Annotated in this window: 13 protein-coding genes; 10 read left to right on the top strand and 3 right to left on the bottom strand. The window is 63.7% G+C overall.

Annotated features, from left to right (window positions below; all coding sequences use genetic code 11):
• Positions 1 to 45 precede the first annotated feature (45 nt).
• The 4 genes from CEW83_RS08565 to CEW83_RS08550 are packed head-to-tail and all read left to right on the top strand — an operon-like array spanning position 46 to position 2,491.
• Positions 46 to 1,458 (top strand): MBL fold metallo-hydrolase RNA specificity domain-containing protein, encoded by a 1,413-nt coding sequence (locus CEW83_RS08565; RefSeq protein ID WP_108948967.1) that lies wholly within the window; start codon positions 46 to 48, stop codon positions 1,456 to 1,458.
• Positions 1,459 to 1,501: 43 nt separating this feature from the next.
• Positions 1,502 to 1,849, top strand: coding sequence for a hypothetical protein (locus CEW83_RS08560; RefSeq protein WP_108948966.1), 348 nt, complete (start codon positions 1,502 to 1,504; stop codon positions 1,847 to 1,849).
• A gap of 29 nt (positions 1,850 to 1,878) precedes the next feature.
• Entirely contained in the window at positions 1,879 to 2,214 is a 336-nt protein-coding gene (locus tag CEW83_RS08555; protein ID WP_159099421.1) for a helix-turn-helix domain-containing protein, read from the top strand.
• A 7-nt stretch (positions 2,215 to 2,221) separates the two neighbouring features.
• Complete coding sequence (locus CEW83_RS08550; RefSeq protein ID WP_108948964.1) at positions 2,222 to 2,491, top strand: hypothetical protein; 270 nt, start codon at positions 2,222 to 2,224, stop codon at positions 2,489 to 2,491.
• Here the strand turns inward: CEW83_RS08550 and gcvA are convergent.
• Positions 2,462 to 3,427 (bottom strand): transcriptional regulator GcvA, encoded by a 966-nt coding sequence (gcvA, locus tag CEW83_RS08545; RefSeq protein WP_108948963.1) that lies wholly within the window; start codon positions 3,425 to 3,427, stop codon positions 2,462 to 2,464. The genes CEW83_RS08550 and gcvA overlap by 30 nt on opposite strands.
• A 230-nt stretch (positions 3,428 to 3,657) precedes the next feature.
• On the opposite strand from gcvA, the gene CEW83_RS08540 reads away from it, so the two are divergent.
• The 5 genes from CEW83_RS08540 to rfbC all read left to right on the top strand — a co-directional run bounded on the left by CEW83_RS08540 (position 3,658) and on the right by rfbC (position 8,799).
• Positions 3,658 to 5,166 (top strand): acetyl-CoA hydrolase/transferase family protein, encoded by a 1,509-nt coding sequence (locus CEW83_RS08540; protein WP_108951286.1) that lies wholly within the window; start codon positions 3,658 to 3,660, stop codon positions 5,164 to 5,166.
• 148 nt (positions 5,167 to 5,314) lie between these two features.
• Entirely contained in the window at positions 5,315 to 6,394 is a 1,080-nt protein-coding gene (rfbB, locus tag CEW83_RS08535) for a dTDP-glucose 4,6-dehydratase (RefSeq protein ID WP_108948962.1), read from the top strand.
• Positions 6,391 to 7,278 carry a dTDP-4-dehydrorhamnose reductase gene (rfbD, locus tag CEW83_RS08530; protein WP_108948961.1) on the top strand — a complete coding sequence of 296 codons (888 nt, stop codon included), beginning with the start codon at positions 6,391 to 6,393 and terminating at the stop codon, positions 7,276 to 7,278. Before rfbB ends, rfbD begins: the two co-directional genes overlap by 4 nt.
• 88 nt (positions 7,279 to 7,366) lie before the next feature.
• Positions 7,367 to 8,254, top strand: a complete 888-nt coding sequence (rfbA, locus tag CEW83_RS08525; RefSeq protein WP_108951285.1) for a glucose-1-phosphate thymidylyltransferase RfbA — start codon at positions 7,367 to 7,369, stop codon at positions 8,252 to 8,254.
• Positions 8,254 to 8,799, top strand: coding sequence for a dTDP-4-dehydrorhamnose 3,5-epimerase (gene rfbC / locus CEW83_RS08520; protein WP_108948960.1), 546 nt, complete (start codon positions 8,254 to 8,256; stop codon positions 8,797 to 8,799). The genes rfbA and rfbC overlap by 1 nt, the downstream gene beginning before the upstream one ends.
• A gap of 96 nt (positions 8,800 to 8,895) precedes the next feature.
• Here rfbC and cysN read toward each other — a convergent pair whose 3' ends face one another.
• Positions 8,896 to 10,806 carry a sulfate adenylyltransferase subunit CysN gene (cysN, locus tag CEW83_RS08515; RefSeq protein WP_108948959.1) on the bottom strand — a complete coding sequence of 637 codons (1,911 nt, stop codon included), beginning with the start codon at positions 10,804 to 10,806 and terminating at the stop codon, positions 8,896 to 8,898.
• The gene (gene cysD, locus CEW83_RS08510) at positions 10,806 to 11,717 is read right to left on the bottom strand and encodes a sulfate adenylyltransferase subunit CysD (protein WP_108948958.1); all 912 of its coding nucleotides are present in this window, start codon (positions 11,715 to 11,717) and stop codon (positions 10,806 to 10,808) included. Before cysD ends, cysN begins: the two co-directional genes overlap by 1 nt.
• A 261-nt stretch (positions 11,718 to 11,978) precedes the next feature.
• Between cysD and CEW83_RS08505 the strand changes: the two genes are divergently transcribed.
• On the top strand, positions 11,979 to 13,430 hold the full coding sequence (locus CEW83_RS08505) for a mannose-1-phosphate guanylyltransferase/mannose-6-phosphate isomerase (protein ID WP_108948957.1): 1,452 nt from the start codon (positions 11,979 to 11,981) through the stop codon (positions 13,428 to 13,430).
• Positions 13,431 to 13,510: the final 80 nt, after the last annotated feature.

Raw genomic sequence — 13,510 nt, 5'->3', positions numbered from 1 at the left:
TGATTGTGTATTGATCGCAGTATTCGCAGCCTCTAGAATGCCGCGATGCATGCAAACATCATTCATCACGGCGCCTTCAGAGGCGTAACCGGGTCGTGCCATCAGCTGTTCATTGACGATGCGCGCAGCCTGCTGATTGATTGCGGTCTGTTCCAGGGGGCGGAAACAGCGCCGGATGGCCTGTCCGGCGCGGGGCAGCCGGACATCCCGTTTGCGGTAGATGGTATTCAGGCGCTGGTCGCCACCCATGTGCACATCGACCACGTTGGCCGTATTCCCTGGTTGCTGGCGGCAGGCTTCAAGGGGCCGATCCTGTGCAGCGAGCCTTCGGCGCGATTGCTGCCGGTGGTGCTGGCCGATGCGTTCCAACTGGGTATCAGCCGTGACCGGCAACTGGTCGAGCGCTATCTCAAACTGCTGGAGTCCCGCATCCGGCCGCTGCCCTGGCGCACCTGGTACACAGTGTTCAGCAGTTCGCAGGCCAGTTGCCGCATCCGTCTGCAACGCGCGGGCCATATTCTGGGCTCGGCCTATGTCGAGTGCGAGATCCGGCGTGCGGACGAGGCCCCTGTGCGGGTGCTGTTCTCGGGCGACCTCGGCGCCCCGCACGCGCCCCTGCTGCCGACGCCGCAACCGCCCTATCGTGCGGACGTGGTTGTGCTGGAGAGCACCTACGGCGACCGCGTGCACGAAAGCCGGGCGACGCGACGCGATCGCCTGCAGGCGGTGGTGGAGCGGGCGCTGGGCAATGGCGGCACGGTGATCGTGCCAGCGTTCAGCATCGGTCGCACGCAGGAGTTGCTGTACGAGTTCGAGGACATCCTGCATCGCCAGCGCAGGAAGCCCGGCCCGCACGCGGCGGCATGGGAAAAGCTGCCGATCCATCTCGATTCACCGCTGGCCGGGCGCTTTACCCAGCTCTATCGCGAGCTGCAACCGTTCTGGGACGCCGAGGCGCTGGCCCGTGTCCGCGCCGGTCGCAAGCCGCTGGCCTTCGATCAGCTGGTGGCAATCGACGGACACGATGCCCACATGGCCAACGTGCGCAGGCTCGCACGCAGCGGCGAGCCGGCCATCGTCATCGCCGCCAGTGGCATGTGTACCGGCGGGCGGGTGCTGAACTACCTCAAGGCCATGCTCCATGACCCGCGCCACGATGTGCTGTTCGTGGGCTATCAGGCGAAAGGCACGCCAGGCAGCGACATCCAGACCTACGGGCCGCGTGGCGGCTACGTCGATCTCGACGGCGAGCGCATCGACATCAGGGCGGCCATCCACACCCTGTCGGGCTATTCCGCCCACGCCGACCAGAACGACCTCGTCCGTTTCGTCACCCGCATGCGCCATCTGCCATCCGAAGTGCGCCTGATCCACGGCGACGACGAGGCCCGGCGGGCGCTGGGCAAGCGTTTGTGGAACGAGACGGATCGGCGGGTGGTGGTGCTGAATGCGGAGTGACTTGTATTTGATGTGAAAAAGCCCATAATCTCATCGGAGGCCAATGATGACGGACGGCGACGCCCACCAGGATGCGATAGCTGAAATGTGCGCAATCAATGCGCGCAGGGGCGATTTTTCGAGAGCGGTCGGTGCACTCATCAGGAAGCGCCATGAAGCACTTCGGGCTGGGCGGCTCGATTCGGCTTTCAGGCGCCACGATCTTCGTTCCGGAGAGCGCCTGTATGCGATCAGTCTTTGTGTCGGACGCTGTGGCGTTACCGCCGTGTTTGTGCTCAAGGGGCGGGCATTGGTACTGCTGAGTGTCGCCGCGTTTGATGACTTCATCGCCGAGGCCCTCTCGGCTGGCGCTTTGAACGCCGCGATCGCTCGTGCAGTCCAACGAACATAGCCTTCAGGAGTTTTGCAATGAGATTGAGTATGCTGGAAGACGAACTTCTTCGTGATCCTCTGGTTCAAGAGGGCTACGAAGGTGCGACTGCCGCCGAGAAGATGGGCCTTCTGTTGCGGGAACTGCGCGAAACGGTCGGGCTGACGCAACGTGACCTGGCGGCGAGCAGCGGCGTTCAACAGTCTGAAATCAGCCGTTACGAGGGCGGTCAGGCGCCGAGAGGCATCACGATTTCCCAGCTCGAGACCCTTGCACATGCGCAGGGTATGGAGGTTGTGATTGGGTTTGCGCGCAAGGCGACAGCCGTTGATGACAAGGCCGTTGTGATTGATGGTCGAACCTTGTTGCTGCACACCGTGCTCTGAGATTTCAATGGCATTGCTGGCCGAAATGCTGGCGTTCATTGGCGGGTTGCTGCTTCTGCGTCCGGCATTCCGGGTAAACGGTCTGATGCGTGAGGCGGCAAGCCTGCGGGACATCCTTGAACACAGCCATGCACGCATCGACCAGGAGACCATCCCCCTGGTCACCGAGCAGATCGACGACCTGGGCACGGGCTGGAACCGCTGGGACGAACTGTGTCTGCGCGGCGGTGCAGTCCTGTTTGTTTGTTCAGGTGCGATAAAGCTGACGCTTTTGTAGCGCCGATGCTTCCGCCAGCAACCAATGCTGAAACGCGTCGACGGCTGGCTGGTGCTGCATCGCTTCGTGCATGACCAGATAGTAGGTGCTGGGCGAGGGCAGGGTGATGTTGAAGGGAACGACGAGCTTGCCTTCGGCGACGCGTGAATCGATCAGCGGGCGCGGCGCGAGCGCGATGCCGTGGCCGGCCTGGGCGGCTTCCAGTGCAAGTGCCGCGTTGGAAAAATGCGGCCCCCGGCGACTGTCGATGTTCGATGCGCCCGCGAGCCGAAGCCACTCTGCCCAACCCGACCTTGAATGCCTGTCGCGACCGTCTTCGCTCAGTGTGTCGTCGTGGATGAGCACTTGTCCGGCCAGGTTGGCCGGGGTTTGGAGTGCCGCAGCGCGTTGTAGCGCGGGCGTGCATACCGGCACATAGTCGGGTGTGAAGATCGGGACCACCACATAGCCTGGATAGTGACCTTTGCCATAAAGAATGGCGACTTCCGTGCGCGCTGGATGCAGCTTGCCGAGCACGGCGGCCTCGCCCTTGTGGTCGACGGTGTCCGAGGTGCTCGACAGGCGCAGCTCGATGTCTGGATGGGCAACGTTGAAGCGCGGCAGGCGCGGCAGCAGCCAGTGGCTGGCGAAGGAGGGCGGGGCAGTGACGGTGAGCGGGCCGGGGGTGACGCGCCGGGTATGGTCGACCGCGACGGCGAGGCGCTCGAAGGCGTCGCGCACACCCGGCAGCAGGGTGCTGCCATGTTCGGTAAGCTCCAGCGCCCGCACCCGGCGGTGGAACAGCGGCACGCCCAGATAATCTTCCAGTGCTTTCATCTGCTGACTCACGGCCGCGGGTGTGACGCAGATCTCGTCTGCCGCCTTCTTGAAGCTCAGGTGGCGGGCGGCGGCTTCGAAGGTGCGCAGCAGGGCAAGACTGGGAAGCTCGTAGCTCATGGCTGCCTGATCATGGTTTGATGATTAAGTTCTGCTAATGCGTCGAATAATAAATGGTCGTTTGTGCGCACACCAAGCACTAACTAGACTGCGTCCCGCATGAATCAGCGTTGCCCTCCCGAAGCTGTCCCCTCCCTCGGACGCCTCGGGAACCCTTCGAGCAATCGAAGCACGCGCCATTGCCTCACCGCATGGCGCGTTTCTTTTGGCCCCTTCTGAAAGAGCAGACGATGAGCGAATCCCGTATCCAGTGTTCCGCCCTGCGCAGCAAGATCATGTCGGCCGCGGAGGCCGCACGCCTTATCCAAAACGGTGCCAACGTCGGCATGAGCGGCTTCACCGGATCGGGGTATCCCAAGGTGCTGCCTGCGGCGCTGGCCGAGCGCATCACGACCGCCAATGCCAAGGGCGAGCGGTTCAGGGTCGGGGTATGGACAGGGGCGTCGACGGCGCCCGAGCTCGACGGTGCATTGGCCGCTGTCGATGGCATCGAGATGCGTCTGCCCTACCAGTCCGATCCGGCGTGCCGCAAGCGTATCAACGCCGGCGAGATGGAGTACATCGACATCCATCTGTCGCACGTTGCGCAGTTCGTCTGGTCCGGCTTTCTCGGCAAGCTCGACGTTGCCGTGGTGGAAGTGGGCGGCATTCTCGAGGATGGTCGTCTGATTCCGTCGTCGTCGATCGGTAACAACAAGACCTGGCTGGATCAGGCCGACAAGGTGATTCTCGAGGTGAACTCGTGGCAGAACAGCCGCCTCGAGGGCATGCACGACATCTATTACGGTACCCAGCTGCCGCCCAACCGCAAGCCGATTCCGCTGGTCAAGGTGTCGGATCGCATCGGCGAGCCCTATCTGCGTTGCGACCCCAGCAAGATCGTGGCGATTGTCGAGACCCACAGCCCGGATCGCAACACGGCGTTCTCGCCGCCGGACGAGAACTCGCGCCTGATCGCCGGGCACATCCTTGAGTTCTTCAAGCACGAAGTGAAGAAGGGGCGCCTGCCGGCCAACCTGCTGCCGCTGCAGTCGGGTGTGGGCAACATCGCCAACGCGGTGATGGCCGGCCTCAACGATGGCCCGTTCGAGAACCTGACCGCCTACACCGAGGTGCTGCAGGACGGCATGCTGGAGATGCTCAAGTCGGGCAAGCTGACCTGTGCATCGGCGACCGCGTTTTCGCTCAGCAGCGACGCGCTCGGTGAGCTCAATGCAAATCTCGATTTCTATCACGACCGCATCATCCTGAGAGCGCAGGAGATCAGCAATCACCCCGAGGTGATCCGCCGCCTGGGTGTAATTGCAATGAACGGCATGATCGAGGCCGACATCTACGGCAACGTGAATTCGACCCATGTGATGGGCTCGCAGATCATGAACGGTATCGGCGGCTCGGGCGACTTTGCGCGCAACGGCTACCTGTCGATCTTCATGACGCCGTCGCAGGCCAAGGGCGGTGCGATCTCCTGCATCGTGCCGATGGTGTCGCACGTGGATCACACCGAGCACGACGTGCAGGTGCTGGTCACCGAGCAGGGCCTGGCCGATCTGCGCGGGCTGTCGCCGCGCCAGCGTGCGAAGGCCGTGATCGAGAACTGCGCCCACCCCAACTTCAAGCCGGCGCTGCGCGACTACTACAATCGTGCGCTGGATCAGTCGCCGGGCAAGCACACGCCGCATCTGCTGGAAGAGGTCTACAACTGGCATCTGAGCGCGCTGCGCGGCGAGCCAATGTAGATTCCGTGTGGAAAGCGCCGCCGTGCCTTCGAAATCGGGGAAATAGTCCGGATTGGATGCTGCCTGTTCGAACGAATTGCGCTTTCAATTGGTGCGATGCAATATTTCTCTGGTATCTTTGTAGCATGGAAGATCAGGGAGTAAAGGCGTGATTCTGGTAACCGGCGGTGCGGGCTTCATTGGCGGCAATTTCGTTCTCGACTGGATTGCCGAAACCGGCGAGCCGGTGGTGAACCTCGACAAGCTCACCTATGCGGGCAATCTGGAGACACTGAAGTCGCTTGACAGCGACACGCGTCACGTCTTCGTGCAGGGCGACATCTGCGATCGCGAACTGGTCGATCGTCTGCTGGCAGAGCACCGGCCGCGTGCGATCGTGCACTTTGCTGCCGAGAGTCACGTGGATCGCTCGATCCACGGCCCGGGCGAGTTCATGCGCACCAACGTCGAAGGCACCTTCACCCTGCTCGAGGCCGCGCGCGCCTACTGGGGCGCGCTCGAAGGCGAGGCCAAGGCGGCGTTCCGCTTTCATCATGTGAGCACCGACGAGGTGTATGGCTCGCTCGCCGCGCACGAGGCGCCCTTTGCGGAGACCCATGCGTACGAGCCCAACAGCCCGTACTCGGCGAGCAAGGCGGCGTCCGATCACCTGGTGCGGGCGTGGTTTCACACCTACGGCCTGCCGGTGGTGACGACCAATTGCTCGAACAACTATGGTCCTTACCATTTCCCCGAAAAACTGATCCCGCTGATGATCGTCAATGCCCTCGCGGGCAAGCCGCTGCCGATCTACGGCGACGGACAGAACGTGCGTGACTGGCTGTACGTAAAGGATCACTGCAGCGCGATTCGCGCGGTGCTGCAGAACGGCCGCCTTGGCGAGACGTACAACATCGGGGGCTGGAACGAGAAGCCCAACCTCGACATCGTGCATACCGTGTGCGCGCTGCTCGACGAGTTGAAGCCGGATGCGGCCGGCAGCTACAGCCGCCTGATTACCTATGTGACCGACCGCCCCGGGCATGACCGGCGCTATGCAATCGATGCGCGCAAGGTCGAGCGTGAGCTGGGCTGGCGCCCGGCCGAAACATTCGAGACCGGCATTCGCAAGACGGTCGAGTGGTACCTGGCCAATCCCGAGTGGGTGGCCAATGTGCAGAGCGGCGCCTACCGCGAGTGGGTGTCGGCAAACTACGCGGGCCGCGATGCGAAGGATTCGCACGCATGAAGATTCTGCTGCTGGGCAAGGATGGCCAGGTGGGCTGGGAGCTGCAGCGTGCGCTGGCGCCGCTGGGCGAGCTGGTGGCGCTCGGGCGACAGGGCAGGGATGGACTGAGCGGCGATCTGTCGGATCCGGCTGCACTGCGGACGACGGTGGACGCGGTTGCGCCCGATGTGATCGTGAATGCCGCCGCGCATACCGCGGTGGACAAGGCCGAGAGCGAGGCCGAACTGGCGCAGCGCATCAATGCCGATGCGCCCGGCGTGCTGGCCCAGGCGGCCGTGAGCCGGGGGGCGGTGCTGGTGCACTATTCCACCGACTACGTGTTCGACGGCAGCGGCAGCACGCCGTGGCAGGAAGACGATGCCACGGGCCCGCTGTCGGTGTATGGCCGCAGCAAGCTCGATGGTGAAGAGGCCATTCGCGCCAGCGGCTGCAGGCACCTGATTTTCCGCACATCGTGGGTGTATGCGGCCCGTGGTGGCAACTTCGCCAGGACAATGCTGCGCCTCGCGGCCGAGCGCGAGCGCCTGACCGTGATCGCGGACCAGATCGGTGCGCCGACGGGGGCCGAGCTGATCGCGGACGTCAGCGCCCATGCCGTGCGCAGCCTGCGCGCACGCCCTGAGCTGTCGGGCACCTACCACCTGGCGGCCGCTGGCGAAACCAGCTGGCATGGCTATGCGGAATTCGTGATCGAGGCTGCGCGTGCGCGCGGTGTGGCGCTGAAGGTGGGCGAGATCGCACCGATTCCCACCACTGACTACCCCACGCCGGCCGCACGGCCGCTCAACTCTCGCCTTGATACCACCAGGCTGAGCGCCGCCTTCGGTCTGAGCCTGCCGCCATGGCAGGACGGTGTGGCGCGGATGCTGGACGAAACGCTGTAGTGTTCACCGGGCAGGAACTTCTTCCGCCCGCTTGATGAATGGCGCCACGGTGGGCTCACCGGACGCGCCCTTGAAAGGCTGTGAAATCATGAGCGAACAACGCAAAGGCATCATCCTCGCGGGCGGTTCCGGTACCCGGTTGCATCCGGCCACGCTGGCCGTTTCCAAGCAGTTGTTGCCGGTGTACGACAAGCCGATGATCTATTACCCGCTGTCGACGCTGCTGCTGGCGGGCATTCGCGACATCCTGATCATCTCCACGCCGCAGGACACGCCGCGCTTTCAGCACCTGCTGGGCGATGGCAGCCAGTGGGGCATCAGCCTGAGCTACGCAGTGCAGCCCAGCCCGGACGGGTTGGCGCAGGCTTTCATCATCGGCGAGCAGTTCCTTGCCGGAGGTCCGTCCGCTCTGGTGCTGGGCGACAACCTCTTCTATGGCCACGAGTTTGCCAATGACCTGCGTGGTGCCGGTGGGCGCGGCGACGGGGCGACGGTGTTTGCCTACCCGGTGCACGACCCCGAGCGCTACGGCGTGGTGGAGTTCAATGCAGATGGACGCGCGATCAGTCTCGAGGAGAAGCCCGTCAAACCCAAGAGCCGCTATGCGGTGACCGGGCTCTATTTCTACGATGAGCGCGTGGTGGATATCGCGAAGTCGCTGGCGCCCAGCCCGCGTGGCGAACTCGAGATCACCGACGTGAACAAGCAGTACCTCGAGTGGGGTGCGCTCGACGTGCAGGTGATGGGCCGTGGGCACGCCTGGCTGGACACCGGCACGCATGAAAGCCTGCTCGAAGCGGGGCTGTTCATCCAGACCATCGAGAAGCGGCAGGGGCTGAAGATTGCCTGCCCGGAAGAGATCGCCTGGCGTGCGGGCTGGATCAACGACGAACAACTGCAGACGCTGGCCGTGCCGCTGGCAAAGAATGGCTATGGGCAGTACCTGAAGCGACTGCTCGAAGAAAGGGTGTTTTGATGAAAGTAACGCAGACTGCGATTCCCGAAGTGCTGGTCCTGGAGCCAAAGGTGTTCGGCGACAGCCGCGGGTTTTTTCTGGAAAGCTTCAATGCCCGCACGTTTCGTGAAGTGACCGGGCTGGATGTCGACTTCGTGCAGGACAACCATTCCCGCTCCGGGCGTGGGGTGCTGCGCGGACTGCATTACCAGCTGCAGCAGCCGCAGGGCAAGCTGGTGCGGGTGGTGCGGGGCGCCGTCTATGACGTGGCCGTGGATGTGCGCCGCAACTCGCCCACCTTCGGCAAGTGGGTCGGTGCCGAGCTGTCGGAAGACAACAACTGCCAGTTCTGGGTGCCGCCAGGCTTTGCTCACGGTTTCGTGGTGCTGAGCGAATCGGCCGATTTCCTGTACAAGACCACCGATTACTACGCGCCCCAGCATGAGCGCTGCATCATGTGGAACGACCCCGCGATCGGGATCGACTGGCATTTCGATGGCGAGCCCTTGCTGTCGGCCAAGGACAAGGAAGGCAAGCCGCTCGCGGCCGCCGAGGTGTTCGACTGAACGCAAGTCCCCGGGTGTCGAGTCCCTGACATGCCTGGTGCCGTTCGCCCCCGCTGTGGTCGCAGACAACGCTGCCCGGAGCGGGGGCGAACGTACTTAGTGCCTTGGCAGAACACCCCTTGTTTCGAGGGTCGCGATCACCAGATCGGCTGCCGCTTCAATCGACAGGCTTGTGGTGTCGATGCGGATGTCCGGTGATTCGGGTGCCTCGTAAGGCGAGTCGATGCCGGTGAAGTTCTTCAGTTCGCCCCGGCGCGCCTTCCCGTAGAGCCCCTTCACATCACGCTGCTCGGCAATCGCCAGCGGTGTATCGACGAAGACTTCGACGAATTCGCCTTCGGCGACCAGGTCGCGGGCCATGCGGCGCTCGGCGCGGAACGGCGAGATGAAGGCGCTCAGCACGATCAGACCTGCATCGGCCATCAGGCGCGCAACTTCGCCCACGCGCCGGATATTCTCGACGCGGTCGGCGTCGGTGAAGCCGAGATCCTTGTTCAGGCCCTGGCGCACATTGTCGCCGTCGAGCAGATAGGTGTGGCAGCCCATGGCGTGCAGCTTCTTTTCCAGCATGTTCGCGATCGACGACTTGCCCGCGCCCGACAGCCCGGTGAACCAGAGCACGCAGCTCTTCTGCCCCTTGATGGCCGAGCGGGCGTGCTTGTCGACGTCCACATGCTGGGCGTGGAGGTTGTGGGCGCGACGCAGCGCGAAGTTGAGCAGGCCCGCGCCCACCGTGTTGTTGCTGAGCCGGTCGATGAGGATGAAGCCGCCGGTGTCGCGGTTGTCGGCGTAGCGGTCGAAGGCGATCTGACGATCGAGGCTGAGATTGCATTCGCCGATGGCGTTGAGCTCCAGCTTCTTCGCCGCGATGTGCTCCAGGGTGTTGACGTTGATCTGGTGCTTGATCGACGTGACGGTGGCGGTGACGGTGCGTGTGCCGATCTTGAGCAGGTAGGGGCGGCCGGGAAGCAGTGCTTCCTCGTGCATCCAGACGATGGTGCATTCGAACTGGTCGGCGATCTCGGCCGGCGCGGTGGCTTCGGACATCACGTCGCCGCGCGAGACATCGATTTCGTCGGTCAGCGTCAGGGTGACCGACTGTCCCGACACCGCCCGCGCGAGATCGCCATCCATTGTGACGATGCGGGCAACCGAGCTCTCCTTGCCCGATGGCTGCACGCGGATGCGCGCGCCCGGCGCGATGGTGCCGCTGGCAATGGTGCCGGCAAAGCCGCGGAAGTCGAGATCGGGGCGGTTTACCCACTGTACCGGCATGCGGAAGGGGGTGCGCTGCAGGCGGGTGTCGTCGACTTCGACGGTTTCCAGGTAGCCCATCAGCGTCGTCCCGTGGTACCAGGGCATGGCGTCGCTGGGGAGGATGATGTTGTCGCCCCTGAAGGCCGACATCGGGATGAAGGTCATCCCTTCGATGCCGATCCGGGCGGCGAAGGCGCGGTAGTCCTCGACGATTCTGTCATAGGTCTTCTCGTCGTAGGCAACCAGGTCCATCTTGTTGATTGCGACCACCACATGACGGATGCCGAGCAGGGTGACGAGGTAGCTGTGGCGCCGGGTCTGGGTGAGGATGCCCTTGCGTGCATCGACCATGAGAATGGCGACGTCGGCAGTGGATGCGCCGGTGACCATGTTGCGGGTGTATTGCTCATGGCCGGGCGTGTCGGCAACGATGAACTTGCGCTTGTCGGTGGAGAAGAAGCGGTAGGCGACGTCGATGGTGATGCCTTGCTCGCGTTCGGCGGCCAGACCATCGACCAGCAGCGCAAAGTCGATGTTGTCGCCCTGGGTGCCGAATTTCTTCGAATCGGCTTCGACGGCGGCCAGCTGGTCTTCGAACAGCATTTTCGATTCGTACAGCAGGCGCCCGATCAGGGTGCTCTTGCCGTCATCCACGCTGCCGCAGGTGATGAAACGCAGCAGGCTCTTGTGTTCGTGGTGCTTGAGATATTGCTCGATGTCGCTGGCGATGAGGTCGGAGACGTGTGCCATCAGAAGTAGCCCTCCTGCTTTTTCTTTTCCATGGACGCCGCTGAGTCGTGGTCGATGACGCGTCCCTGACGTTCGGACGTGCGCGTGAGCAGCATCTCCTGAATGATCGCAGGCAGGGTGTCGGCCTCGGATTCCACCGCGCCTGTCAGCGGATAGCACCCCAGGGTGCGGAAGCGGACGCTCTTCATCATCGGGACTTCACCGGGCCTGAGCGGCAGGCGCTCGTCGTCGACCATGATCAGCGCGCCATCGCGTTCCACCACCGGCCGCACGGCAGAGTAGTAGAGCGGCACGATGGGGATGGCCTCGAGGTGGATGTACTGCCAGATGTCGAGCTCGGTCCAGTTCGAGATCGGGAACACGCGGATCGACTCGCCCTTGTGCTTGCGCGTGTTGTAGAGCTTCCACAGTTCGGGGCGCTGGTTCTTCGGGTCCCACCGGTGCTGGGCGGAGCGGAAGGAGAATACGCGCTCCTTGGCGCGCGACTTCTCTTCGTCGCGGCGTGCGCCACCGAAGGCTGCGTCGAAGCCGTACTTGTCCAGCGCCTGCTTCAGGCCCTCGGTTTTCATGATGTCGGTGTGGATGGCCGAGCCGTGGGTGAAGGGGTTGATGTCCTTCTCGATGCCTTCCGGGTTGATGTGGACGAGGAGGTCCATCCCGCTCTCCTGTGCCATGCGGTCGCGAAAGCCGTACATCTCGCGAAACTTCCAGCGCGTATCCACATGCAGGAGCGGAAACGGCGGCGGCGCGGGAAAGAAGGCCTTGCGTGCCAGGTGCAGCATCACCGCACTGTCCTTGCCGATGGAGTAGAGCATCACCGGATTGTCGGCCTCGGCAACCACTTCGCGCATGATGTGGATGCTCTCGGCTTCGAGTCGCTGCAGATGGGTGAGGGTGTCTGCATGGGTCATGGTGGCGCACCTGCCTGTCGGGAATGAATCGGGAACCGGGTCATGCTGCCGCGCTGGGGGCGGAGCCGGGTGCATTATGTGGCACTCGGCGCCGGTTTGTCCGGTGAGTGCGCTGCGCGCCGCTGCACCTTGCTGGTCAGGAGCGGGTACTTCTTCATGGCAATGTAATGCTGCATTGCAGTATGATTGCCCGCACAAGGATATTGCATTGTGCAGCTGATGCTGCCTGAATCATTCCGAACGTTTTCTAGGTGTCCGAATATGGCGATCAAGACGGTAATTCTTTCTGGTGGTTCCGGCACGCGGCTGTGGCCCGCGTCGCGTGAGTCCTATCCCAAGCAGCTGCTGCCGCTGACCAGCGATCACTCGCTGCTGCAGGAAACCGTGGTGCGGCTCAATGGCTACGCGGGCGGCGAGGTGGACGCACAGCCGCTGGTGGTGAGCAACGAGGAATACCGTTTCATCATCGCCGAACAGATGCGCCAGGTGGGTGTGCGCTCGGCGCAGATCGTGCTCGAGCCGGTGGGCCGCAACACGGCGCCGGCGCTGTCGCTGGCGGCGCTTGCCGCGACGGCCGAGGGCAAGGACCCGGTGCTGCTGGTGATGCCGGCCGACCATGTGATCGTCGATGTGGCCGCGTTCCAGAAGGCCATTGCCGAAGGGGCGGCGCAGGCCGAGGCCGGTCGCCTGGTGACCTTCGGCATCGTGCCCGATCGCGCCGAAACCGGTTACGGCTATATCCGCGTCGGCCCGCTGGCGGGTGACACCGACAGCGCCCGCGTGCTGGCCGAGTTCGTCGAAAAGCCGGATGCCGACACCGCCACCCGCTACGTCGAGAGCGGCGAGTACTTCTGGAACAGCGGCATCTTCATGATGAAGGGCTCGGTGTGGCTGAAGGCGATGGCGCATTTCCGCCCCGATATCAGTGCAGCCTGCGATGCGGCGTTTGCAGGACGTTCGGTGGATGCCGACTTCCTGCGTGTGGACAAGGCCGCGTTTGTCGCCTGCCCGTCGGATTCAATCGACTACGCCGTGATGGAAAAGCTGGGCACTGCGCCCGAACTTGGCCAGGGCGTGGTGGTGCCGCTGTCGGCCGGGTGGTCGGACGTGGGCGCGTGGGACGCGCTGTGGGCGGTGTCGGAGAAGGATGGCGACGGCAACAGCGGGCGTGGCGAAGTGATGTTCGAATCCAGCCGCAACACCCTGGTGCACGCCACGCACCGCATGGTGGCGGCGGTGGGCTGCGACGACATGGTGGTGGTGGAAACCGCCGATGCGGTGATGGTGGCGCACAAGAGCCGCACCCAGGACGTGAAGAAAGTCGTGGAACGGCTCAAGGCCGAGGGCAAGAGCCTGACGCGCAGCCACCGCAAGGTGTATCGCCCGTGGGGCTGGTACGACTCGATCGACTTCGGCGAGCGCTTTCAGGTCAAGCGCATCGTGGTGAATCCGGGCGCGACGCTGAGCCTGCAGATGCACCATCACCGCGCCGAGCACTGGATCGTGGTGAAGGGCACGGCTGAGGTCACCAACGGCGAGCGTACCTTCCTGCTGGGCGAGAACGAATCCACCTACATCCCGCTGGGTCACACTCACCGCCTGGCGAATCCCGGCAAGGTGCCGCTGGAGATCATCGAGGTACAGTCGGGCAGCTACCTGGGCGAGGACGACATCGTGCGCTTCGAGGATACCTACGGCCGCGTCGCAGGCTGATCTTCGGGGGGCTCGCGGGCGCTCAGGCGGCGCGTCGGGGGTGGGAAACGCGCACTCGCAGCAGGCCGGAATATGCAATC

Source organism: Parazoarcus communis (assembly GCF_003111645.1).
In the GTDB taxonomy this organism is placed as follows: domain Bacteria; phylum Pseudomonadota; class Gammaproteobacteria; order Burkholderiales; family Rhodocyclaceae; genus Parazoarcus; species Parazoarcus communis_A.
The sequence above is the reverse complement of the archived record's forward strand: the minus strand, read 5'-3'. Positions and strand labels throughout refer to the sequence as shown.

Coding starts and splice junctions, on each gene's coding strand:
- rfbD (WP_108948961.1), top strand. CDS start 6,391: ATGAAGATTCTGCTGCTGGGCAAGGATGGCCAGGTGGGCTGGGAGCTG.
- rfbA (WP_108951285.1), top strand. CDS start 7,367: ATGAGCGAACAACGCAAAGGCATCATCCTCGCGGGCGGTTCCGGTACC.
- gcvA (WP_108948963.1), bottom strand. CDS start 3,427: ATGAGCTACGAGCTTCCCAGTCTTGCCCTGCTGCGCACCTTCGAAGCC.
- CEW83_RS08550 (WP_108948964.1), top strand. CDS start 2,222: ATGGCATTGCTGGCCGAAATGCTGGCGTTCATTGGCGGGTTGCTGCTT.
- CEW83_RS08555 (WP_159099421.1), top strand. CDS start 1,879: ATGCTGGAAGACGAACTTCTTCGTGATCCTCTGGTTCAAGAGGGCTAC.
- CEW83_RS08565 (WP_108948967.1), top strand. CDS start 46: ATGCATGCAAACATCATTCATCACGGCGCCTTCAGAGGCGTAACCGGG.
- CEW83_RS08560 (WP_108948966.1), top strand. CDS start 1,502: ATGATGACGGACGGCGACGCCCACCAGGATGCGATAGCTGAAATGTGC.
- CEW83_RS08505 (WP_108948957.1), top strand. CDS start 11,979: ATGGCGATCAAGACGGTAATTCTTTCTGGTGGTTCCGGCACGCGGCTG.
- rfbC (WP_108948960.1), top strand. CDS start 8,254: ATGAAAGTAACGCAGACTGCGATTCCCGAAGTGCTGGTCCTGGAGCCA.
- CEW83_RS08540 (WP_108951286.1), top strand. CDS start 3,658: ATGAGCGAATCCCGTATCCAGTGTTCCGCCCTGCGCAGCAAGATCATG.
- cysD (WP_108948958.1), bottom strand. CDS start 11,717: ATGACCCATGCAGACACCCTCACCCATCTGCAGCGACTCGAAGCCGAG.
- cysN (WP_108948959.1), bottom strand. CDS start 10,806: ATGGCACACGTCTCCGACCTCATCGCCAGCGACATCGAGCAATATCTC.